At 65.1% G+C, this 19,496-nt stretch carries 19 protein-coding genes; 8 read left to right on the forward strand and 11 right to left on the reverse strand.

Translation table 11 applies throughout. The features are described 5' to 3' along the window. Positions 1-4 precede the first annotated feature (4 nt). Positions 5-898, reverse strand: coding sequence for a transcriptional regulator GcvA (gcvA, locus tag PU724_RS20185; RefSeq protein ID WP_354423566.1), 894 nt, complete (start codon positions 896-898; stop codon positions 5-7). Positions 899-1,020: 122 nt separating this feature from the next. Here gcvA and PU724_RS20190 point away from each other — a divergent pair, with 122 nt between their 5' ends. Next, a complete protein-coding gene (locus PU724_RS20190) occupies positions 1,021-1,725 on the forward strand; it encodes an SDR family oxidoreductase (protein ID WP_354423564.1) in 705 nt (234 codons plus the stop codon). Between the two features lie 70 nt (positions 1,726-1,795). Here PU724_RS20190 and PU724_RS20195 read toward each other — a convergent pair whose 3' ends face one another. The 8 genes from PU724_RS20195 to PU724_RS20230 all read right to left on the reverse strand — a co-directional run bounded on the left by PU724_RS20195 (position 1,796) and on the right by PU724_RS20230 (position 9,491). Next, positions 1,796-2,689 (reverse strand): carbohydrate ABC transporter permease, encoded by an 894-nt coding sequence (locus PU724_RS20195; protein WP_127285796.1) that lies wholly within the window; start codon positions 2,687-2,689, stop codon positions 1,796-1,798. Position 2,690: 1 nt separating this feature from the next. Next, positions 2,691-3,542, reverse strand: coding sequence for a carbohydrate ABC transporter permease (locus tag PU724_RS20200; RefSeq protein WP_407045985.1), 852 nt, complete (start codon positions 3,540-3,542; stop codon positions 2,691-2,693). A gap of 187 nt (positions 3,543-3,729) precedes the next feature. Then, positions 3,730-5,055 (reverse strand): ABC transporter substrate-binding protein, encoded by a 1,326-nt coding sequence (locus tag PU724_RS20205; protein ID WP_127285798.1) that lies wholly within the window; start codon positions 5,053-5,055, stop codon positions 3,730-3,732. 38 nt (positions 5,056-5,093) lie between these two features. Continuing rightward, complete coding sequence (locus PU724_RS20210) at positions 5,094-6,176, reverse strand: ABC transporter ATP-binding protein (protein ID WP_127285799.1); 1,083 nt, start codon at positions 6,174-6,176, stop codon at positions 5,094-5,096. Positions 6,177-6,606: 430 nt separating this feature from the next. After that, positions 6,607-7,209 (reverse strand): DUF922 domain-containing Zn-dependent protease, encoded by a 603-nt coding sequence (locus PU724_RS20215; protein WP_354423561.1) that lies wholly within the window; start codon positions 7,207-7,209, stop codon positions 6,607-6,609. Between the two features lie 72 nt (positions 7,210-7,281). Continuing rightward, the gene (locus PU724_RS20220) at positions 7,282-8,814 is read right to left on the reverse strand and encodes a winged helix-turn-helix domain-containing tetratricopeptide repeat protein (RefSeq protein ID WP_354423559.1); all 1,533 of its coding nucleotides are present in this window, start codon (positions 8,812-8,814) and stop codon (positions 7,282-7,284) included. A 64-nt stretch (positions 8,815-8,878) separates the two neighbouring features. Then, entirely contained in the window at positions 8,879-9,121 is a 243-nt protein-coding gene (locus PU724_RS20225; protein ID WP_127285802.1) for a hypothetical protein, read from the reverse strand. 148 nt (positions 9,122-9,269) lie between these two features. After that, positions 9,270-9,491: a hypothetical protein gene (locus tag PU724_RS20230; RefSeq protein WP_127285803.1), complete on the reverse strand. Its 222-nt coding sequence runs from the start codon at positions 9,489-9,491 to the stop codon at positions 9,270-9,272. Between the two features lie 241 nt (positions 9,492-9,732). On the opposite strand from PU724_RS20230, the gene PU724_RS20235 reads away from it, so the two are divergent. From PU724_RS20235 to PU724_RS20250, 4 genes are all read left to right on the forward strand, one after another. Further along, on the forward strand, positions 9,733-11,169 hold the full coding sequence (locus PU724_RS20235) for a LuxR C-terminal-related transcriptional regulator (RefSeq protein WP_354423556.1): 1,437 nt from the start codon (positions 9,733-9,735) through the stop codon (positions 11,167-11,169). Positions 11,170-11,255: 86 nt separating this feature from the next. Beyond that, complete coding sequence (locus PU724_RS20240; RefSeq protein WP_127287142.1) at positions 11,256-12,356, forward strand: flavin-containing monooxygenase; 1,101 nt, start codon at positions 11,256-11,258, stop codon at positions 12,354-12,356. Positions 12,357-12,567: 211 nt separating this feature from the next. After that, positions 12,568-13,197: a glutathione S-transferase family protein gene (locus PU724_RS20245; RefSeq protein ID WP_127287141.1), complete on the forward strand. Its 630-nt coding sequence runs from the start codon at positions 12,568-12,570 to the stop codon at positions 13,195-13,197. 130 nt (positions 13,198-13,327) lie between these two features. Next, on the forward strand, positions 13,328-13,570 hold the full coding sequence (locus PU724_RS20250; RefSeq protein WP_127310050.1) for a hypothetical protein: 243 nt from the start codon (positions 13,328-13,330) through the stop codon (positions 13,568-13,570). 30 nt (positions 13,571-13,600) lie between these two features. Here PU724_RS20250 and PU724_RS20255 read toward each other — a convergent pair whose 3' ends face one another. Beyond that, positions 13,601-14,875 (reverse strand): D-tagatose-bisphosphate aldolase, class II, non-catalytic subunit, encoded by a 1,275-nt coding sequence (locus tag PU724_RS20255; RefSeq protein ID WP_127392373.1) that lies wholly within the window; start codon positions 14,873-14,875, stop codon positions 13,601-13,603. Next, a complete protein-coding gene (locus tag PU724_RS20260) occupies positions 14,875-15,855 on the reverse strand; it encodes a tagatose kinase (RefSeq protein WP_128346699.1) in 981 nt (326 codons plus the stop codon). Before PU724_RS20260 ends, PU724_RS20255 begins: the two co-directional genes overlap by 1 nt. A 312-nt stretch (positions 15,856-16,167) precedes the next feature. Here PU724_RS20260 and PU724_RS20265 point away from each other — a divergent pair, with 312 nt between their 5' ends. From PU724_RS20265 to PU724_RS20275, 3 genes are all read left to right on the forward strand, one after another. Continuing rightward, the gene (locus tag PU724_RS20265) at positions 16,168-17,487 is read left to right on the forward strand and encodes an ABC transporter substrate-binding protein (RefSeq protein ID WP_187331170.1); all 1,320 of its coding nucleotides are present in this window, start codon (positions 16,168-16,170) and stop codon (positions 17,485-17,487) included. Positions 17,488-17,679: 192 nt separating this feature from the next. Next, positions 17,680-18,450, forward strand: coding sequence for an L-iditol 2-dehydrogenase (locus PU724_RS20270; RefSeq protein WP_127393609.1), 771 nt, complete (start codon positions 17,680-17,682; stop codon positions 18,448-18,450). 24 nt (positions 18,451-18,474) lie between these two features. Next, positions 18,475-19,488, forward strand: coding sequence for a zinc-dependent alcohol dehydrogenase family protein (locus tag PU724_RS20275; protein ID WP_354423552.1), 1,014 nt, complete (start codon positions 18,475-18,477; stop codon positions 19,486-19,488). Positions 19,489-19,496: the final 8 nt, after the last annotated feature.

A 19,496-nucleotide genomic window follows, 5' to 3' on the forward strand; every position in this document is an offset into this window, starting at 1 on the left:
AGCTTCAGCCCGCGTCGCTCGCATCCAGCAGCCATTGCCGGACGGTTTGCGTCGGTTCGGGATGCCGCTGCCTGCGCGGCATGACGACGTGGAAATCCTGGGTGCCGCGCATGTCTCCCTGGACCGGCTGCACCAGCCGTCCGGCGGCAAGGTCGGCGGCGACCAGGAAGCGGCTGGCAAGCGCGATGCCCTGGCCGGCGATCGCCGCGTCGATCGCCAGCGCCGTTTGGTTGAAGCGCATGCGCTTGACCTCCTTCGCCATCTTCAGGCCGAGCGCCTTTTCCATGAATTCCGGCCACAGATTGTGCCCGTCATGCAGCAGGACATGCTGCTGGATGTCCGCCGCGGCGATTTCGCCGGCGCCGGGCGGCAAAAGGGCAGGGCTGCAGACGGCGATGATTTGCTGCGGGAACAGGAGGTCGACGACGAGGCCGGGGCCGAAGGGAGGACGACCCTGCCGCACCGCGATGTCGACGCCGTCGGCCTGGAAGCTCGACAGGCTTTCGGTGGCGAGGATGCGCAGGTCGACCAGCGGGTTGTGCGCGACGAATTCCGGCAGCTTCGGGATCAGCCATTTGGTGGCGAAGCTCGGCGTCACGCTGATCGTCAGCCGCGCCGGTTCCGGCCGCAGCAGCACCGTCGCCTCCGAGATCAGTTCGAAGGCGCGGCGGATGTTGGGCACATAGGTGCGGCCCTCGTCGGTCAGCGCTAGGCCGCGCGGCAGCCGCTCGAACAGTTTCGCGCCGAGGCTGGCCTCCAGCCCTCGGATGTGCTGCGCCACCGCGCCCTGCGTTACGTTGAGCTCATGCGCCGCGAGGCGGAAGTTGAGATGCCGCGCCGACGCCTCGAAGGCGCGCAGCGCATTGAGCGGCGGCAAGCGCAGGAAGGCTTCGGGCATCGAGTAGTTTTTCTACAGTCCGTTTTCAGGCTTTCTGGTTCGAACCAGCGGCGAAAGTCGAATATAACACGTTGTGATCAATGGTGGTACGGGCCGAAAACCAATCCGGAAAGGAAGATGCGATGAGTGTAGAAAAAGTGGCAGTCGTCGTTGCTGGCGGCAGCGGCATGGGCGCGGCGGCGGCAAAGCGCCTGGCAGCCGACGGCTTCAAGGTTGCGATCCTGTCGTCGTCCGGCAAGGGCGAGGCGCTGGCCACCGAACTCGGTGGGCTCGGCGTCACCGGATCCAACCAGTCGAACGAGGATCTGCAGCGTCTCGCCGACCTGACGCTCGAGCGCTTCGGCCGCATCGACGTTTTGGTCAACAGCGGCGGCCACGGACCGCGCGCTCCCATCCTCGAGATCACCGACGAGCAGTGGCACACCGGCCTCGACGTCTACCTGATGAACGTCATCCGGCCTGTGCGCATCGTGGCGCCCCACATGGTCAGGCAGAAGGCCGGTGCCATCATCAACATCTCGACGGCGTGGGTGGTCGAGCCGAGCCCGATGTTCCCGACCTCGGCGGTGTTCCGGGCGGGTCTTGCCGCCTACACCAAGATCTTCGCCAACACCTATGCCGCCGACAATGTGCGCATGAACAACGTTCTGCCCGGCTGGATCGACAGCCTGCCCGCCACCGAGGAGCGGCGCGACAGCGTGCCGATGCAGCGCTACGGCACCAGCGAAGAGATCGCAGCCACCATCGCCTTCCTCGCCTCCGAAGGCGCCGGCTACATCACCGGCCAGAACATCCGCGTCGACGGCGGCATCATCCGGGCGATCTGACGCCTGTCGGCCGCGGCCATGCGGCCGGCTTGCCGCCGTGCATTTGGCGGCAAGCCGCTCGCTGTCGGCGTCATTCCTTCACCGCCCCGGTCATCGAGGAAACGTAGTGCTCGACAAAGAACGAGTAGAGCACCACGACCGGCAGCGAGCCGATCAGCGCTCCCGCCATCAACGCCCCCCATTCGTAGACGTCGGAACGCACAAGCTCGGTCAGCACCCCGACCGGCACGGTCTTGTTCTCCGACGATTGGATGAACGTCAGTGCGTAGATGAACTCGTTCCACGAGAGCGTGAATGCGAATATGCCGGCGGAAATCAGGCCCGGCACCGACAGCGGCAGCACGATCTTGGTGAGGATCTGCAGCCGGGTCGCTCCGTCTATGAGCGCGCATTCCTCCAACTCGAAGGGGATGGAGCGGAAATAGCCCATCAGCAGCCAGGTGCAGAACGGGATCAGGAACGTCGGGTAGGTGAGGATCAGCGCGAATGGCGTGTCGTAGAGCCCGAGGTTGAACACCATCACCGACAGCGGAATGAACAGGATCGAGGGCGGCACCAAATAGGCGAGGAAGACGGCGAGACCGACCTGCCGCGCTCCCGAAAACCTCAGCCGTTCGATCGCATAGGCTGCCAGCACCGCCGCCAGCAGTGACAGGAACGTGGCGGCGGTGGAGATGATGACCGTGTTGAGCAGCCAACCGGGATAGGACGTCTCGAAGAGAAGATAGCGGATGTGCTGCAACGTTGGATGCACGACCCAGAACGGATTGAAGTTGGCGTAATCGGTCATCTCGACATTGGGCTTAACCGCCGTGATCGTCATCCAGTAGAACGGAAACAGCAGCACGATGATGAACACCAGCAATGGCAGATAGACCGTCACCACGCGGCGCGGCAGGCTTTGCAGGTAGCCCATGCCGCCTTCATCGGTTTCCGGACGTTTCGGTCTCTTGATCGCGGCCATTTCAGTCTCCGCCGCCTTGCTGCCACTTGCGGCGTTGCAGGCCGAAATAGCTGAACAGGATCGCCGCCAGCAGGAAGGGGATCATGGCGACCGCGATAGCGGCGCCCTCGCCAAGCTGGCCACCTGAAATGCCGCGCTGGAAGGACAGCGTCGCCATCAGGTGGGTGGCGTTGACCGGTCCGCCGCGGGTCAACACATAGATCAGCTGGAAATCGGTGAAGGTGAACAGCACTGAAAAGGTCATGGTGATGGCGATGATCGGCGTCAGCAGCGGCAGTGTCACATGGCGGAACAATTGCCAGCGGCTGGCGCCGTCGAGCGTGGCGGCCTCGTAAAGCGATTGGGGGATCGTCTGCAGGCCGGCAAGCAGGGTGATGGCGACGAAAGGAATGCCGCGCCAGACATTGGCCGCGATGACCGAGGCGCGCGCGTTAGTCGGGTCGCCGAGGAAATTGATGCGATGGTCGATCAGGCCCATCTGCTGCAGCGCCCAGGACAGGATCGAGAACTGCGCATCGTAGATCCACCAGAAGGCGATCGCCGACAGCACCGTCGGCACCACCCAGGGCAGCAGCACCACGGCGCGGAAGAACGATTTGAAGGGAAGGTTCTCGTTGAGGATGAGCGCCAGCCAGAGGCCGAGCATGAACTTCAGGATCGAAGCGCTGATCGTGTAGAGCAGGGTGTTGAAGACGGAGAGCCAGAAGACGCTGTCGCTCCAAAGGTATTGATAGTTCTCGATGCCGATGAAGATGCCGGGGCGGCCGATACGGGCATCGGTGAAGCCGAGCCAGACGCCCAGCCCGAGCGGATAGGTCAGAAACACCAACAGCAGCACCGCCGCCGGCAACATGAAGCCGAAGCCAAGCGCGTTGCGGCTTTCACTCAGGCGCGACAGGATCGAAGAACGCTGCTCAACGGCAACGGACGGCACGGCCATGCGGTGGCTCCTCATCAGATATGATTGCGTGGCGGCCAGGGCGGCCGCCGCGCGGTTGCGCACCCTCACCGGGCAGCGCAGCTGCCCGGCCGGGCGATGATCAAACCCGGTAGTAGCGGTTGGCGCGCTTCTCCGCCTCTTCCATCGCCTCCTGCGGCGTGGCCTGGCCGGTCACCGCCTTGGCGAACATGTCGACCAGCACGTAGTCTGCCATGGTCGCGGCCGAGGCGTAGCCGAGCGGCCCGGCATAGCCGTTGGGACGCAGCGTCGCCGAGGCCTTCGCGTAGGCGGCGTTGTTCGGATCGGCCTTCCACACGGGATTGTTGTCGAAGGCTTTCAGCGTCTGGCAGCAGTAGCCCGCGGAGGAGGTGATCCAGTCCGACATCTGCGGATCCTCGAACATGAACTGCAGATAGGCTTTGGCTGCGTTGGGGTAGGGCGTGTAGTCGAAGATGACGGCCGTGGTCACCTGGAACAGCTCGACCGACTTTCCGACCGGGCCGATCGGCAGGTTGGTCGTGCGGATGTCCTTGGCGATTTCGTCCAGTTTGGGATCCTTGTCCTTGTTGATCTTGGCAGTGTTGTAGGCGGAAATGCCGTTGGCGATGACGCTCACTTCGCCGGCCAGGAAGGCACGATTGTTGTTGACGTCGAGCCAGCTCTCGGTCCCCGGAATGAAGGTCTTGTAGAGCTGCTGCGCGTAGTCGATCGCCTTCAGCGTCTCCGGGCTGTTGATCGCGACCTTGCCGCTCTCGTCGACCATCTGGCCACCATGGCTCCAGAGCAGCCAGTGCGCGTAGTTGTTGCCGTCGCCGACGCCGTGGCCGTGCGTGAAGCCGGCCGGATGTCCCTTCGCCTGTAGGGCCTTGCAAAGCTCGAGGAAGCCCGCCGTGTCCTTGGGAAATTCCGCGAATCCGGCCTCCTTCACCCAGCTTTCGCGGTAGACGATGGCATTGCCGATGGTGGCGAGCGGCAGACCGAGGAATTTGCCTTCCCGGGTCGCGTACTGCTTCGGTCCGTCATACCAGCCGCCATATTTCGAGCCCAGATACTCACCCAGCTCGGTCACGTCGTGCAGCTTGTCGGGGTATTGATGCGGGTCGTCGAACCAGACGAACATCAGGTCGGGACCGGAACCGACATTGGCGGCGACCGCCGCCTTGGGACGGATGTCTTCCCAGCTTTCCTTGTCGACGCGAACCTCGACGCCCGTCGCCTCGGTGAACCGCTTGGTGTTGGCCAGCCACTGGTCCTCATCGCCCTGCACGAAGGGCGACCAGCGCAGCAGCCTGAGCTTGGCGCCGTCCTCCGGCTTGTATTTCAGGCCTTCCTGGGCCAGGGCGGGAGAGCCGACGAACCGGCTTCCCAAGGCTCCCGCCGCCACGCCGGCGGTCGTGCGGATCACGTCACGTCTGGTGAATTTCATGGTGGTCTCCTCCTGTCAGTTTCCTCGCTCAGTCGTTCTTACGGCCTGGTGCCCATCTCGAACCGCTTTCCGGTTTCGCCGTGAAAGAGATGGATGAGGCCGGGCTCGGCCGAGAGCCGGATGGTTTCACCTGGCGTAAAGGAATGGCGCTCCCGGAAGTTCGCGACGATCTCCTCGCCGCCTTCTGTCCGGCCGATGAGCTGCACCTCCGAGCCGGTCGGCTCGACCACCGCGACAGTGACCGGAATCCCCGCCTCGGACAGCCTCAGGTGCTCGGGCCGTATTCCCAGCACCACCGGTTCGCCATTGCTGATCGACGGCGTCGCCGCCAAAGGCACGGAAATCTCGCCTGCGCCGCGAAAGGATGGCGAGCCATCGGTCGCAATCCCGCCCTTGAGCAGGTTCATGGCGGGCGAGCCGATGAAGGAGGCGACGAAGAGATTGTTTGGCCGGTCGTAGAGTTCCAGCGGTGGCCCGATCTGCTCGACGAGGCCGTCATGCATGACGACGATCTTGTCGGCCATGGTCATCGCCTCGATCTGGTCGTGTGTGACATAGACCGTCGTGGTCTTTAGCCGCTGGTGCAGCTCCTTGATCTCGGCACGCATCTGCACCCGGAGCTTGGCGTCGAGGTTTGAGAGCGGTTCGTCGAACAGGAAGACGGCCGGATTGCGCACGATCGCCCGGCCCATGGCGACGCGCTGACGCTGGCCGCCTGAAAGCTGGCGCGGATAGCGCGACAGCAAGGGCACCAGCCCAAGGATCTCGGCCGCGCGCCGCACGCCGGCTTCGCTTTCTGCCTTGGAGACACCTTTTAGCATCAGCGAGAACGCCATGTTCTCGGCAACCGTCATATGTGGGTAGAGCGCGTAGTTCTGGAACACCATGGCGACGTCGCGCTCCTTTGGCGCGACGTTGTTGACGACACGCTCGCCGATCGCGATCTCGCCGCGCGAGATCTTTTCCAGGCCGGCGATCATCCTGAGAAGGGTGGATTTTCCGCAGCCGGATGGCCCCACCAGGGTGACGAATTCACCGTCCTCTATGTCCACGCTGACGCCGTGAAGGATCTCGACGCTTCCGAATGACTTGTAGACATCGGCAATCGCGACAGACGCCATCGAAATCCTCCCGGCTGGGTCCTGCGACGTCCGCAAGACTCCATTTTCTTTCTGACATAGGGCTGAGGCGGATCCCGTCAAAACGGCGGGAACCTCAATCCACCACACCAGCCGGCGACAGCTACCAAGGCTCCCCCCTTGGTCACGCGACTGGGCAAACGGTAGCGCTACCAACCCTGCGTGTAAAGCGGCGGTGAGAAGCCAGATCTGCCTAAGCGCTCAGGGTAAATGAACGTAGATAGGCCTTAGACGGAAGTCCACGCATAGCTGTGCTATTCCAGCGTGTATCGATCTACTGGTAAGCTCGCCGGGGTTATATAAGCCAATGCTTGAATGGCGCCGCATTCCTCGAAACACGAATCTGCCAATTTTCTCGCCAGGGTGGAGATCGATCATCGCAAATGTTCGGACGTGCTTGCCCGAGCTGGGCTCATTCCCCATTCACAAATGCCAGCACCAGCCTCTGCAGATTGCCGCCCGGCCCGAATTCGACGCGGTCGAAGTCGCGGCTGGCCTGGCGCTGCGTCTGCGAGAGTTCGGCCAGGCGCTGGGTGAGCTCGGTCCTGATCTTCTTGCAGCCGGGGTCGTCGGCGACGGTCAGTCCGACGCTGAGCGCTTCGATCTTTTGCACCATGTCGATGATCTGACCGCCATGCACCTTCTCATGCGCGGCAAGGCCTGCGGCGAAGCCGTCCCAGCGCTTCTGCAAGCCCGCCGGCAGCGGACCGGTCGGCTTCGGCAGCGTGTAGGTGATGATGAGCTTTGGCCGCGCCGATTTGAGCACGCAGGCGCCGCCCCCGGCCTTGTCGTAGTCGCGCTGCCAGGTCAGCTTGAAATTGGTATGCGCGATGACGCGCTTCTTGCTCTCGCCAATGAGCGGGCCGTTTTCACCGACCGAAGCATAGAGCTCGGGCGCGGTGTGGCCGGAGATGGCGTAGGTCTCGACCTTTTCTACCGGCTTCCAGTCGCCGGCCCGCGCCGGTGCGGAGGGCAGCATGGCCGCGAGCAAAAGCAAAAGGATGGCTGGTTTCATGCGCCCCCGCGGACTTGGAGCCCGAGTCGGCGGGCGATCGCCTCCCATCATGCCCGTTGCGCGCCGGACTGGCTATGCCGGCGTGTTGTCCCAGCCGGCCCGCTCGAGACCGATGCGCAACCGTTCACAATCCTCGGCGCACTCCAAGCGCAGGTCTGCAAGGATTTCCGCCATAGTCAGGCCCGAATCCAGCGCGCGGCCTTCCCTGACGCAAGCCCTGGCTTTCTCGGTGTCGCCATCGAGCGCGTGGCAAGCCGCCAGCCGCGCCCATTGCCAGACACTTTTGCGCGGCAGGGAGGAAAAGGAGGTTGCGGCCTCGCGGTAGCGTCGAGCAACGAACAAGGCTACGCCGCGGTCGAAATAATACCAGCTCGGATGCATCGGGTTGAGCTGAATGGCCTGGTCGAGCAGAGCCAGCCCGGCTTCGCCATCGCCGCGCAGCGCCTTGAAGTAGCCGGTCTGTGCGAGCGTGTCGGCATCGTAGGGGTTGAGGTCCAGCGCACGGGCAAGATGCTTTTCGGCGGCATCGTACTCGTCGCAACCCCGGTAGAGCAGGGTAAGCGCCAGGATCCTGTGGCATCGCCCCTCGTCGGGGCTGAGCGCGATAGCATGCAGCGCTCGGTCGCGCGCCTGGTCGAGCACGGCGCGCGGCGCGCCGGAATAGCCTCCTATGATCAAATCGGCGAGCGCCAGATAGGCATGCGCAAGACCCGAATTCGGGTCGCGTTCGAGCGCCTTGAGGAGATAGCCGCGCGCCTCCTCGTTCACGCCTTCGCCATAGCTGCGCAGCAGGGCCATTCCACGCAGCAGGTAGAGATAGGCCTCGACATTTGCCGCCGAAGCGGGCTGGCTGCGGCGCATGACGGCGCTTTCGATATTGGCGACCAGCGCCATCGCGATCCGTTGTGCGACCGTTTTCTGGAAGGCGAAGATCTCGCCTCTGGCGAATGTGAAATTCTGTATCCAGACGCGACGTCCGGATATCGTCTCGGTGAGCACGACGCGAGCGCTGTAGCCATCCCCGGCGGATTCCACGCTGCCTTCCGCGATGTAGTCGGCGCCAAGCCGCAAGGCGGTCGCGTTGATATCCTCCGTCCAATGCTCGGCCAGCATGAAGGCCGAATGGCGAGCCAGCACCGCGACGGTCTTGAAGCACGACAGCGCGTTGGTGATTTCCTCGACCGCGCCGTCGAACAACACCCTGCCGGTGGTGTCGCCGGCCTCGACGCTGAACGGCAGGATGGCGACCATCGGTTCGGCCGCGCGTCCGGCTTGGGGCGCCATCTGCGGAGGCTGATCGTTGGCCCGGGTTTCCGCGACCTGGAACAGATAGCCGCGCCGGGGAACGGTACGGATCAGCGCCTGCGCTTCGTCGCCGATCGATTTGCGCGCGTCGCGAATGCACTGGGTGAGCGAATCCTCGGTGGCGATGATGCCTGGCCAGACAGCCTGCAACAATTCGTCCTTGCCCAGCACCCGGCCGGAATTGCGTATCAGGAACGCAAGAAGGTCGAAGGTCTTCGGCCGCACCGGCACGATCTCGCCGTCACGCCTGAGCGTGCCCAGTTCAAGATCGATAACCGCATTGCCGAACTGTTGCGACAAGCCCTTGCCCCATCGCCGCGCCCATTCGCGCGGCGACTATCGGAGAGGCAGAATGCCGGCAAGGTCAAGCCCGAAAGAAGCTCCCCGGAAAAACACTGTGCGGCAGGACGTGGCGAATTCGAGGCCATAGGCCCGGCCGTTTGGCGGACGGGGCTGGCGTCTCGCAAGGCGCCTGCCGTTCGAAATAGGCCAGCATCTCATTGGCTTCCCCACAGATGAGCCCGGCGACGCCCATCGACAGGATGCGCTGCGTTTCCTCCTGCGCCAGCATCGAGGACCAAAGCGCTCTTTCAGCCTTCTCACGCATGATCGATCTCCAGGGTCAGTGGTTCGCAGTCGCTAGGCCTGTATTGCTTCAACATTGCCCCAACGCGCGCTCGCCGTCCTGAACGGCTGCTGATATTTTGCTGAAATCGGCTTTCAGCGCCGCGGCCTGCGATCCCGGCTTTTCGTTGCTATTCGCTCGCCAGCGTGTCGAAGCGGGGACAGTGCGGGCGGGCGCCGACGGGGACGATCTCATACCCGGCGGCGATCAATTGCAGCTTCATCTCATCGAAATGCCGCTTCGAGCCGATGACGATCGCCTCCGGCGTGTAGTCCCAGCCATTGCGGGCGGCATTGGCCAGGATGTCGGCATAAAGCCGCATGCTGGCAATCTTGACGTCCGATTCCAGCATTTGCCTGCACCCGCTTGCGAATGACTGCGACGGGGAAGAAAAACCCACGATTGCGCATGCCAGTCCGATCGAAACACCTCGCATGAAAACCTCCCATGGTTACAGCCTGTTGCTGCAAGGAAGCTTGCACCTCCTGCGCCCGCGAGGGGATCGGCCAGATGCGGTGTTTTAGGTCCTGCATTTGTAGTATTTTGCCACGGCAGGCGTTGATGGCGCGTGCGCCCGCGGGCAAGGGATCTGCATGAACCACAACGCGACAGCGGCCACGTCCTCGCCGGCTCTGTCCGAGCGCGAGCGCGCCGTGGCGGAAAAATTCGCGGCCGGGCTGACCTATCGCCAGATCGGCGAGGCGCTGTTCATCGCGCCGTCGACCGTGCGCACCCATCTTGCCGCGATCTACGAGAAGCTCGGCGTGCGCAACAAGGTGGCGCTTGCCGCGCACCTCAATGGCATTGCCAGCTTGCCGCCGGACAAGCCGTCGGCCTTGCCCGGCGCTTCGCCGGTGCTGGCGATATTCCCGATCGAATGCCTGAGCGATGAAGAGCGCTGGCGCCGCTTCGCCAACGGCCTGTCGTCGGACATCACCGTCGACCTTGCGCGCTATGCGGACCTGCCGGTCATTGCCTTCCACACCATGAAATCGCTGGGCAGCAAGCCCGCCGATTTCGTGGCCGACGGCAAGGCGCTGGGCGCCGCCTATATCTTGTCGGGCCAACTGCGCGCCGACGACACCCGCATTCGGCTGACCATCGAGCTCGCCGATGCGAGGAACGGCGTCAGCCTTTGGAGCGAGCGCTACGACCGTCCGGTCGAGGACATCTTCGCGCTGCAGGACAGCCTGACCGAAAGCGTCATCAATGTGCTCGCCGGCTGTTTCGGAGCGATCGCCACGATCGGGCGCAACGCGGTTCGCCGCAAGCCGCCGGCCAGCCTGCGCGCCTATGATCTCTATCTGCTTGGCGTCGAGCAGCACAACACCTTCAGCCGCGCCGGCAATGCGGAAGCGATCCGGCTGTTTTCACGCGCGCTGGAACTCGACCCGACGCTGGTCAGGGCCTGGACCGAGCTCGCCTACGCCTATTCGATCGAAGCCGGCAACTGCTTTGGCCGCGATCCGCGGGCATCGATCGAGAAATGGCGCGCGGCGGTCGAAAATGCGATCCGGCTCGATCCCTTCGACAGCAGCGCCTGCAACTGCTTCGGCGATCTCATGGGATGCCTCGGCGACCTCGATGCCGCGGAGCGTGCCTACAAAAGGGCCTACGAATGTGGCCCCAACCATGCCGACACGCTGGCGCTGCTTGCCGGCAGCAAGGCGCTGGTCGCAGGCGATCCTGCCGAGGCGATCCCGCTCATCGAGCGCGCCATGCGCCTCAATCCGCTCGCTCCGCCCTGGTACTTCGGCATGCAGGGCCGCGTCCTGTTCTGCGCCGGCCGGCACCGGGAAGCCATCGCGGCCTTGCGCAGAAGCACGCCGGACTCGCCCAATGTGCTGATGTTCCTGGCGCTCTCCCATGCGGCGTCGGGCGACAGCGCCGAGGCGGCCGGATTCGTGGCGCGGCTCGCGGCCGAGTTCCCCGACTTTTCCGTCGAGGGTTTCATCTCGGGCTATCCCGTGACCAACCCGGGCGCCGTCAACGCCATTCGCGACGCGGCGAAGCTGGCGGGGCTGGGCTGAGGGGGAGAAGGGAAGCGCCGCACCCCACTTGTCCAGCCTGCACCTCCCGGCATAGCCTGCCATGACCTGGGAGGGGAGGAAACCGCTTGGATACCAATGTCGTGATCGTCGGCGCCGGGCCGGCCGGGCTTGCCGTCGGCGCTTGCCTGCGCCGGGCGGGGGTGGATTTCCTTATGCTTGAAAAGGCCTCGGAGGTGGCGCCGGCCTGGCGGCGGCACTACCGGCGGCTGCATCTGCATACGGTGAAGTCCTTCTCCTCGCTGCCCTTCGTGCCGTTCCCCAGCGACCATCCGCGCTATGTGCCGCGCGAGAAGGTGGTGGCCTATCTCGACGCCTATGCCGAACGTTTCGAGCTCAGGCCGCGCTTCGGCGTGACGGTCGACAGCATCCGCCGCGACAAGGACGGTTTCCGCGTCGAGACGGGATCCGACGCGCTGACGGCGCGCCATGTCGTCGTCGCCAGCGGCAACAATGCCGAGCCCATCGTCCCCAGCTTTCCCGGGATCGAGACCTTCAAGGGCAAGGTGCTGCACAGCGCCGACTATACCGAGGCGGCCCCTTTTTTCGGCAGGACGGTGCTGGTCATCGGCATGGGCAACACCGGCGCCGAGATCGCGCTCGACCTTGCCGAGAGTGGCGCCCACCCGACGCTCTCGGTGCGCAAGGGCGTGCACATCGTGCCGCGCCAGCTGTTCGGCGTGCCGATCCAGATGGTGGGCATCGCCACCCGGCCGATGCCGCAGGGCCTCAACGACCGCATGTTCCCAATCATCCTCGACCTGGCGCTGGGCAAGCTCGAGAAATACGGCATCGTCAGGCCGAAGGAAGGCATCCTGAAGCAGATCGACGCCGGCCGCATTCCGGTCATCGATGTCGGCACCGTGGCGGCGATCAAGGCCGGCCGGATCAAGGTGGCACCCGACGTCAAGCACTTCGGCGAGCGCGGCGCCACCTTCGTCGACGGCGGGCAGGAGGAATTCGACGCCGTCATCCTCGCCACCGGCTACCGCCCGGCCTACGACAACTTCCTGCCGGCGGAGCTCAGGCCGCAGAAGAGCGGCGTCAATGCCCGCTCCTCGGAACTCGGCCTCTACCTCGTCGGCTTCCACAATCCCGTCACCGGCCTGCTGCGCGAAATCGGCCTGGAAGCTATGGCCGTGGCCGCCGATATCGAGAAGCGGGGATGAGGGCGGCTTCCGACGACGAGGGGACAAACGACACTCATGCCGACCAGAGGATGGGACATGCTGCCTCAGATGCAGGAGCTCTTTGAGTTCTTCGGTCCGCACGTAGACATCGCCGGCGGCCGTTCAGAGCCGCTTCGGGGCCTAGCATAGATCGGGTGGACCATACCCCTGCGCTATGCGAAGCCGGTCCCGATTGCACGAAAGGACCACCATGCTCACGCTCTACGATTATCTGCCGTCGCAGAATGGCTGGAAGGTGAGGGTTCTGCTCGGCTTGCTCGGCATCGCCTACGAAACCCGCGTCGTCTCGATTTTCGAGGGCGAGAGCCACACGGAGGCTTTCCTCAAGCTCAACCCGGCCGGCGCCGTGCCGGTGCTCGCCGTTGAGAACGGGCAGGCGATCGCCGAGTCCAACGCGATCCTCGTCTGCGTCGCGGAGGGCACATCCTATCTGCCGGCAGACCGGCTTCTCCGCGCCAAGGTGATGCAATGGCTGTTCTTCGAGCAGTACTATGTCGAGCCGGTGATTGGCTCGCTGCGCTACTGGATCCTGACCGGGCGGCTCGAGCGCAACCAGGCGATGGTTTCGGGCAAGCGCGAAGCCGGCGCCCGTACGCTGGCGGCGCTGGAGCGCAGCCTCGTCGACGGAGCGTTCCTTGTCGGTGACACTCTCACCATTGCCGACATCGCCGTCTATGCCTACAGCCACCGCGCCGAGGATTGCGGCTTTAAGCTCGCGGACTATCCGTTCGTGACGGCGTGGATCGGCCGGGTGCGGGACGCGATCGGTCCCGACTATCCCGTCCATCCTTACAGCATCGATCCACATTCCGGCGCCTGACGCCCGCTCGCCGAGGATCGCGTTTCGAATCCGCGCCAAACCCGGCTCTGCCATTGCCTATCCGATTTCGCGCCCCAGATTCCGTCGCCAGGGCCGGGCCCTTCGGCGCCGGGCCGGCGCGGAGGTGACAATGACACGCGACGACATCATTTCAGTGCTGGGTCCGGTGGACGAGGCCGTCCTCGCCGACATCGCGCTGACCGGCGCCAGCCTTGGAGAACTGCGCGAGGCCTTCGCCTGGATCGGCGCCGACGAGGCGCTGGTCAATGAGGGTCGCCATTTGCCGGGCGCGCGGGTGGCGCGGCTGATCGAGATCCTCGAGCCGCCGGAGGAGGACGACGGGCCGCGGGCGCCGGCGGCGGGGTTTGAGTAGGGGCTGTCCCGCCGGCATCTCCGGTTTAGCTCACCCGCCCCGGCACGCCGCCTCGTAATCCGCCAGCACCGCATCGACCGCCGCGAGCAGGATGGCTTCGGGATCGCTCGCCGGCCCCAGGCCCGCCGGCAGCGTCGGCAGGAACTGCCGCATCAGCGTTTCTGGGATGTCGACGCCGGTAAGCACCTCGCGCAGGCGGCCGACGGCGACGCTGGCCGCGGGATTGCTCCAATAGTAGCGGATGCGATCGCTGTAGCTGTAGTGACGCTGCAGATAGAGGCTGGTCTCGCCGCCATGATAATGGCTGCGCCAATGGCCGGGCGCCGCCAGCATCACCCGCTCCATCGTGCGGGCAAGCGAGCGGTCGCCATAGCCGGGGACCATTTCAGCGGCGATCAGGTCGAGCCCGTAGAGCGCCTCGCGCAAGGCGAAGGTCAGGCCCGGGCCGACCTTGAGGATCGGAAAGCCGTTGGCGACCAGCGCCGCCAGTGCCGCGCGGCTCTGGTAGTCGGTGGAGTGCGCCTCGTAGACGAGCGACGGCTGTTCATCGAGCAGTGCGGTCAGCGCTTTCGATGCTTCCGGCTTGTAGGCGATGACGTTCTCGCTGCCGAACTCGACGCCCGGCTGCACGACCAAAGCGATGACGCGGCCGAACGCTTCACCGAGGCCTTCGCGCGCAAAAATCTCGCGATGGATTTCGATCGTGCGCCGCGCTGCCGCCGCTTCGGTTGGCTTCAGGTCGCTGAGCGCGTGATCGGCGCCGCCGGGGACGGGAACCTCGGTGCCGATGATGTAGAGCGGCAGCGCGCCGCCCTTGGCCCGAGCAGCCTTCTCTGCTGCCTTGGCGAGCCGGGCAGCCCGCGCCGCGATGGTCTCGTCGTCGAGGGCGGCGGGCTCGCCGGCGCAGCCCATCGAGGCGTCGAGATGGATCTTGCTGAAGCCGGCCCAGACATAGGCCGTGACCATGGCTTCGGCCTTGGCCATCGCCTGCGCCGCCGGCTCGGAGCGCCAGGGGTTCGGCCCGAGATGGTCGCCGCCGAAGATGATGCGCGAGGGCTGGAGCCCCTCGCGGCTGGCGATCTCCTGGACGAAGGCGACGAACAGGTCGGGCGTCATCCCGGTATAGCCGCCGAACTGGTTGACCTGGTTGCAGGTCGCCTCGATCAGCAGCATCGAATCCGTGTCGGCGACGGCGCGCCGGATCGCCGACTGGATCACCAGCGGATGCGCCGAGCAGATCGAGGTGATGCCGTAGGGCGATCCTCCCCGGCGCGCGGTGGCGAGGCCTGTCAGCGGATTGGTCATCATGTCGCTCGCGCCGTCCCGGCGATGAAGTCGTCAAGCACGTCGAAGCCGGCCAGGCCTTCCATCGGCCCGCGCCGCGTCACGTTGCGGGCGCCCGCGGCATTGGCATAGAACAGCGCCTTGGCCGGCTCCATCCCCTTGCGCCGGCAGGTGAGGTAGGTGGCGCCGAAACAGTCGCCGGCCCCGGTCGGGTCGACTTCCTCGACCAGGAAGCCGGCGCAGTCGATCCGGCTGCCGTCGGCGCCGAAACGGGTTGAGCCGGCGGCGCCGCGCTTCAGCACGATCTCGCCGACGCCTCTGGCGATCAGCGCCGCCACGGCCTCTTTCTCGTCGTTGACGCCGGCCGCGGCAAGCAGCTCGTCGCCGGAAGGCAGCAGAAGATCGGCGTCGTCGACAAGGGCGGAAAGCAGCGCCCCGTCGGCCCCGTCGATCAGCTCCTTGCGCACATTCGGGTCGAAGGAGGTCGAGCCGCCGCGGCCGCGCACCGCCTTCGCGGCATAGGCGACGATCTCCTTCAGCCCCGCTACCGACAGCGTCGAGCCCATCACGTGCAGATGGCCGGCATCGTCCGCCAGTCGTCGCGCCTCCGGTGTGAGGCGGATCTGCCCGGCGGCGGATTCGGCGATGTTGTAGACGAAGTCCCTGCCGCCGTCCGGCCTGTAGCGGACGAAGGCGCTTCCGGTCGGGAAGCGGTCGCTGACCGACACGGCCGAAATGTCGACGCCGTCACGCTTCAGCCGTTCCAGATTGATGGTGCCGAAATCGTCGCGGCCGACGCAGGCGACGATGCCGGCGCCGCCGCCGAGCTTCGCCACCTGGTCGATGAAGATAGCCGGCGCGCCGCTCGGATAGGGACCCATCAGCGCCAGCGGCTCGAGGAAGCCGAGGCCCTGCTCGGTCGCCATGATCTCGACCAGGATCTCGCCGGCGACAATTGTCGGCCCCGCGGCTTCGGCGGCGATCTCGCTTCGGCGGCTCATTCCTGCAATTTCCTTCTCTCCCTCAGCCTTGCCGGGCGCTGACCACGCCGCGCCCCGGCTGCACGATAGCGCCAGGCTGTAGCCGGGGTAAATCGCGGCGAAGGCGAAGTCAACAGAAACTACACGCATGTTCATTTATTTTAATGCGCGCGAAGCCTTATGTGTAACGCATTTCGATGAAAATTTTACCGTCAGGCGAGGGCGGGGCGTCGAAAATCAACGCGCAAGCGGCTTGACTCAAAATTCCTGTGGCGCAATAGAATATATACGCATGTTCACTTACACATGCGCATTCGTAAAGGAGGAGACGAAATGCCAACGCGTAAGCTTATCGGGATTCTCGCCGTATCGGCCGCAGCCTCGGCGCTGGCGGCAGGCGCCGCGCCCGCCACGGAAATCACCGTCGCCACGGTCAACAATGGCGACATGATCATCATGCAGAAGCTATCGCCGGAGTGGGAGAAGGCGACCGGCAACAAGGTCAACTGGGTCACGCTCGAAGAGAACGTGCTGCGCGAGCGCGTCACCACCGACATCGCCACCAAGGGCGGCCAGTTCGACGTGCTCACCATCGGCGGCTACGAGACGCCGATCTGGGGCAAGGCCGGCTGGCTGACGTCGCTCAACGATCTCGGCGACGACTATGACTATGACGACCTGATCGCGCCGGTTCGCAACGGCCTGACCGTCGACGGCAAGCTCTATGCGGTGCCGTTCTATGCCGAAAGCTCGTTCACGCTCTACCGCAAGGACCTGTTCGACGCCGCCGGCCTGAAGATGCCGGAGCAGCCGACCTACGATCAGATCACGGAATTTGCCGACAAGCTCACCGACAAGTCGAAGGAGCAGTACGGGCTCTGCCTACGCGGCAAGCCGGGCTGGGGCGAGAACATGGCCTTCGTCGGCACGCTGGTGAACACCTTCGGCGGCCAGTGGTTCGACATGGACTGGAAGCCGCAGATCAATTCCGACGCGTGGAAGAAGGCGATCGGCTGGTATGTCGACACCATGAAGAAGGATGGACCTCCCGGCATCAGCTCCAACGGCTTCAACGAGAACCAGACGCTGTTCGCCTCCGGTCATTGCGCCATGTGGATCGACGCCACGTCCGCGGCGGGCCGCGTCTATGACCCGAAGCAGAGCAAGGTCGCCGACAAGGTCGCCTTCGCCAAGGCGCCGGTCGCGGTCACCCCCAACGGTTCGGCCTGGGGCTGGGCCTGGAGCCTCGCCATCCCGGCCTCGACCAAGAAGGCGGACGCGGCGAAGTCCTTTGTCAAATGGGCGACCTCGAAGGCCTATGTCCAGCGCGTCGGCGAGACCGAAGGCTGGGTGGCGGCGCCGCCGGGAACGCGCAAGTCCACCTATGCCAGCGCCGATTACCAGAAGGCGGCGCCCTTCGCCGCGACGGTGCTTTCGGCGATCGAATCCGCCGATCCGACCAAGCAGACCAAGGATCCGGTGCCCTATACCGGCATCCAGTTCGTCGCCATCCCTGAATTCCAGGGCATTGGCACGCAGGTCGGCCAGGCGGTTGCCGCCGCGGTCACAGGCGAGCAGTCGGTCGATGACGCGCTGAATGGCGTACAGGCCGAGGTGGAGCGCACGATGACGGAAGCGGGCTACATCAAATAGCGCCCTAAACTAGCCAGGGGCGCAAAGCGTGCCGCCCCTGGCGATCCGGCCCGCCCAGACCTCCCGTTGCAAGCGGGCCCGGAGGATGCACGGATCCCGCAAGAGCAAAGCGGGTCCGTGCGTTCCGCGCCGGCTGACAGGCAACTTTCTGGGCCGCCCGGATATCGTTTTCGAAATTTTGGAAAGTTGGACATGAAGCTGAACAACAAGACTGCCCTCATCACCGGCGGCGCGCGCGGCATCGGCCTTGGCTTTGCGCAAGCCTACGCCCGCGAGGGTGCCAGGGTGGTGATCGCCGATATCGATATCGGACGTGCGACCGCTGCCGCCGCCGCGATCGGTCCGGCGGCCAGCGCGAAGAAGCTCGACGTAACCGATCTCGCCGCGATCGAGAGCGTTGCCGCCGAGGTCGACCGCGAGTTCGGCGGCATCGACATCCTCGTCAACAACGCCGCCATCTTTGACATGGCGCCGATCACCGACATTACCGAGGCGAGCTACGAGAAGGTCTTCGGCATCAACCTCAAGGGGCCGCTGTTCATGATGAAGGCCGTCGCCAATCTGATGATAGCGCGCGGCCGTGGCGGCAAGATCATCAACATGGCGAGCCAGGCCGGTCGCCGCGGCGAGGCGCTGGTGACGCTCTACTGCGCCTCCAAGGCGGCGATCATCTCGGCCACGCAGTCGGCGGCACTGGCGCTGGTCAAGCACGGCATCAACGTCAACGCGATCGCGCCCGGTGTCGTCGACGGCGAGCATTGGGACGTCGTCGACGCCCACTTCGCCCGCTGGGAGGGCCTGAAGCCGGGCGAGAAGAAAGCGGCAGTGGCGAAGTCCGTGCCGATCGGGCGCTTCGCGCGGCCGGAGGACATTGCCGGGCTCGCCGTCTTCCTCGCCTCGTCCGACAGTGATTACATCCTCGCCCAGACCTACAATGTGGACGGCGGCAACTGGATGAGCTGAGGCGTTGCCATCTGGGAGAATGACATGAAAGCCATCCGATTTGCCGCCGCAGGCGTCGCCGGCATGGCGGAGCTGGACATGCCGGAGATCGCGCCGGGACATGCTCTGGTCAGGGTCCGCGCCGCCGGGCTTTGCCACACCGACATCGAGGTCCTGCACGGCCGCTACGGCGAAGGCGCGTTCCCGCTGGTTCCCGGCCATGAATATGCCGGAACCGTCGAGGCGGTCGCCGCCGACGTCACCTCCGTGAAGCCTGGCGACCGCGTCGCCGTCGATCCCAACATTCCCTGTGGCCACTGCGCTGCCTGCCGGAAGGGACTCACCAATCTGTGCACCTCGCTGAAAGCCTACGGCGTGACCGCCAACGGCGGCTTCGCCGAATTCAGCCTCGTCGCCGTCGGTCACCTGCATGACATCGGCGATCTCGGCTTCGCCACCGCCGCGCTCGCCGAGCCGCTCGCCTGCGTACTGAACGGTCTCGGCGCCGCCGCCATCGAGCCAGGCGCGCGCGTGCCCGGCACTGCGCTGGTCTTCGGCGCCGGCCCGATCGGCCTGCTGCTGGCTCTGTCGCTGAAGGCGAGGGGGGTGGTGAGCGTCGCGGTCGCCGACATCAGCGAGCCTCGGCTTGCCTTCGCCGAGGCGCTCGGGCTGGAACCGCTGGTGTCCGGATCGCAGGCGCTGGCGGCAAGAGCGAAAGGCTTCGACTTCGTCGCCGACGCCACCGGCGTCGCCGGCGTCGTCGAAGGCATGATCGGCTTCACCGCCGATGGCGGCACGGCGCTCGTCTTCGGCGTCTGCGCGCCCGATGCCAGGATCTCGGTCGCGCCGTTCGAGATCTTCCGCCGCCAGATCAGGCTGGCCGGCTCGCATTCGCTGAACCGCAACATCCCGCAGGCGCTCGACATCCTCAAGCGCGACGACGGAACCATGGCGCGGCTGGTCAGCCACCGATTGCCGCTTGCCGAGCTTTTGCCCTTCTTCGCCAAGAGCGGCGGCGATCCGGCGACGATGAAAGTGCAGTTTTCGGCGGACATGTGAGTGAAAAC

Source organism: Mesorhizobium abyssinicae, assembly GCF_049887195.1.
GTDB lineage: Bacteria > Pseudomonadota > Alphaproteobacteria > Rhizobiales > Rhizobiaceae > Mesorhizobium > Mesorhizobium abyssinicae.

Excerpts from the sequence above, each read along its gene's own strand:
- PU724_RS20265 (WP_187331170.1), top strand. The coding sequence starts at position 16,168 with ATGCCAACGCGTAAGCTTATCGGGATTCTCGCCGTATCGGCCGCAGCC.
- PU724_RS20235 (WP_354423556.1), top strand. The coding sequence starts at position 9,733 with ATGAACCACAACGCGACAGCGGCCACGTCCTCGCCGGCTCTGTCCGAG.
- PU724_RS20260 (WP_128346699.1), bottom strand. The coding sequence starts at position 15,855 with ATGAGCCGCCGAAGCGAGATCGCCGCCGAAGCCGCGGGGCCGACAATT.
- PU724_RS20225 (WP_127285802.1), bottom strand. The coding sequence starts at position 9,121 with ATGCGTGAGAAGGCTGAAAGAGCGCTTTGGTCCTCGATGCTGGCGCAG.
- PU724_RS20230 (WP_127285803.1), bottom strand. The coding sequence starts at position 9,491 with ATGCTGGAATCGGACGTCAAGATTGCCAGCATGCGGCTTTATGCCGAC.
- PU724_RS20275 (WP_354423552.1), top strand. The coding sequence starts at position 18,475 with ATGAAAGCCATCCGATTTGCCGCCGCAGGCGTCGCCGGCATGGCGGAG.
- PU724_RS20190 (WP_354423564.1), top strand. The coding sequence starts at position 1,021 with ATGAGTGTAGAAAAAGTGGCAGTCGTCGTTGCTGGCGGCAGCGGCATG.
- PU724_RS20200 (WP_407045985.1), bottom strand. The coding sequence starts at position 3,542 with ATGTTGCCGGCGGCGGTGCTGCTGTTGGTGTTTCTGACCTATCCGCTC.
- PU724_RS20245 (WP_127287141.1), top strand. The coding sequence starts at position 12,568 with ATGCTCACGCTCTACGATTATCTGCCGTCGCAGAATGGCTGGAAGGTG.
- PU724_RS20215 (WP_354423561.1), bottom strand. The coding sequence starts at position 7,209 with ATGAAACCAGCCATCCTTTTGCTTTTGCTCGCGGCCATGCTGCCCTCC.
- gcvA (WP_354423566.1), bottom strand. The coding sequence starts at position 898 with ATGCCCGAAGCCTTCCTGCGCTTGCCGCCGCTCAATGCGCTGCGCGCC.
- PU724_RS20210 (WP_127285799.1), bottom strand. The coding sequence starts at position 6,176 with ATGGCGTCTGTCGCGATTGCCGATGTCTACAAGTCATTCGGAAGCGTC.
- PU724_RS20250 (WP_127310050.1), top strand. The coding sequence starts at position 13,328 with ATGACACGCGACGACATCATTTCAGTGCTGGGTCCGGTGGACGAGGCC.
- PU724_RS20255 (WP_127392373.1), bottom strand. The coding sequence starts at position 14,875 with ATGACCAATCCGCTGACAGGCCTCGCCACCGCGCGCCGGGGAGGATCG.
- PU724_RS20205 (WP_127285798.1), bottom strand. The coding sequence starts at position 5,055 with ATGAAATTCACCAGACGTGACGTGATCCGCACGACCGCCGGCGTGGCG.
- PU724_RS20195 (WP_127285796.1), bottom strand. The coding sequence starts at position 2,689 with ATGGCCGCGATCAAGAGACCGAAACGTCCGGAAACCGATGAAGGCGGC.
- PU724_RS20270 (WP_127393609.1), top strand. The coding sequence starts at position 17,680 with ATGAAGCTGAACAACAAGACTGCCCTCATCACCGGCGGCGCGCGCGGC.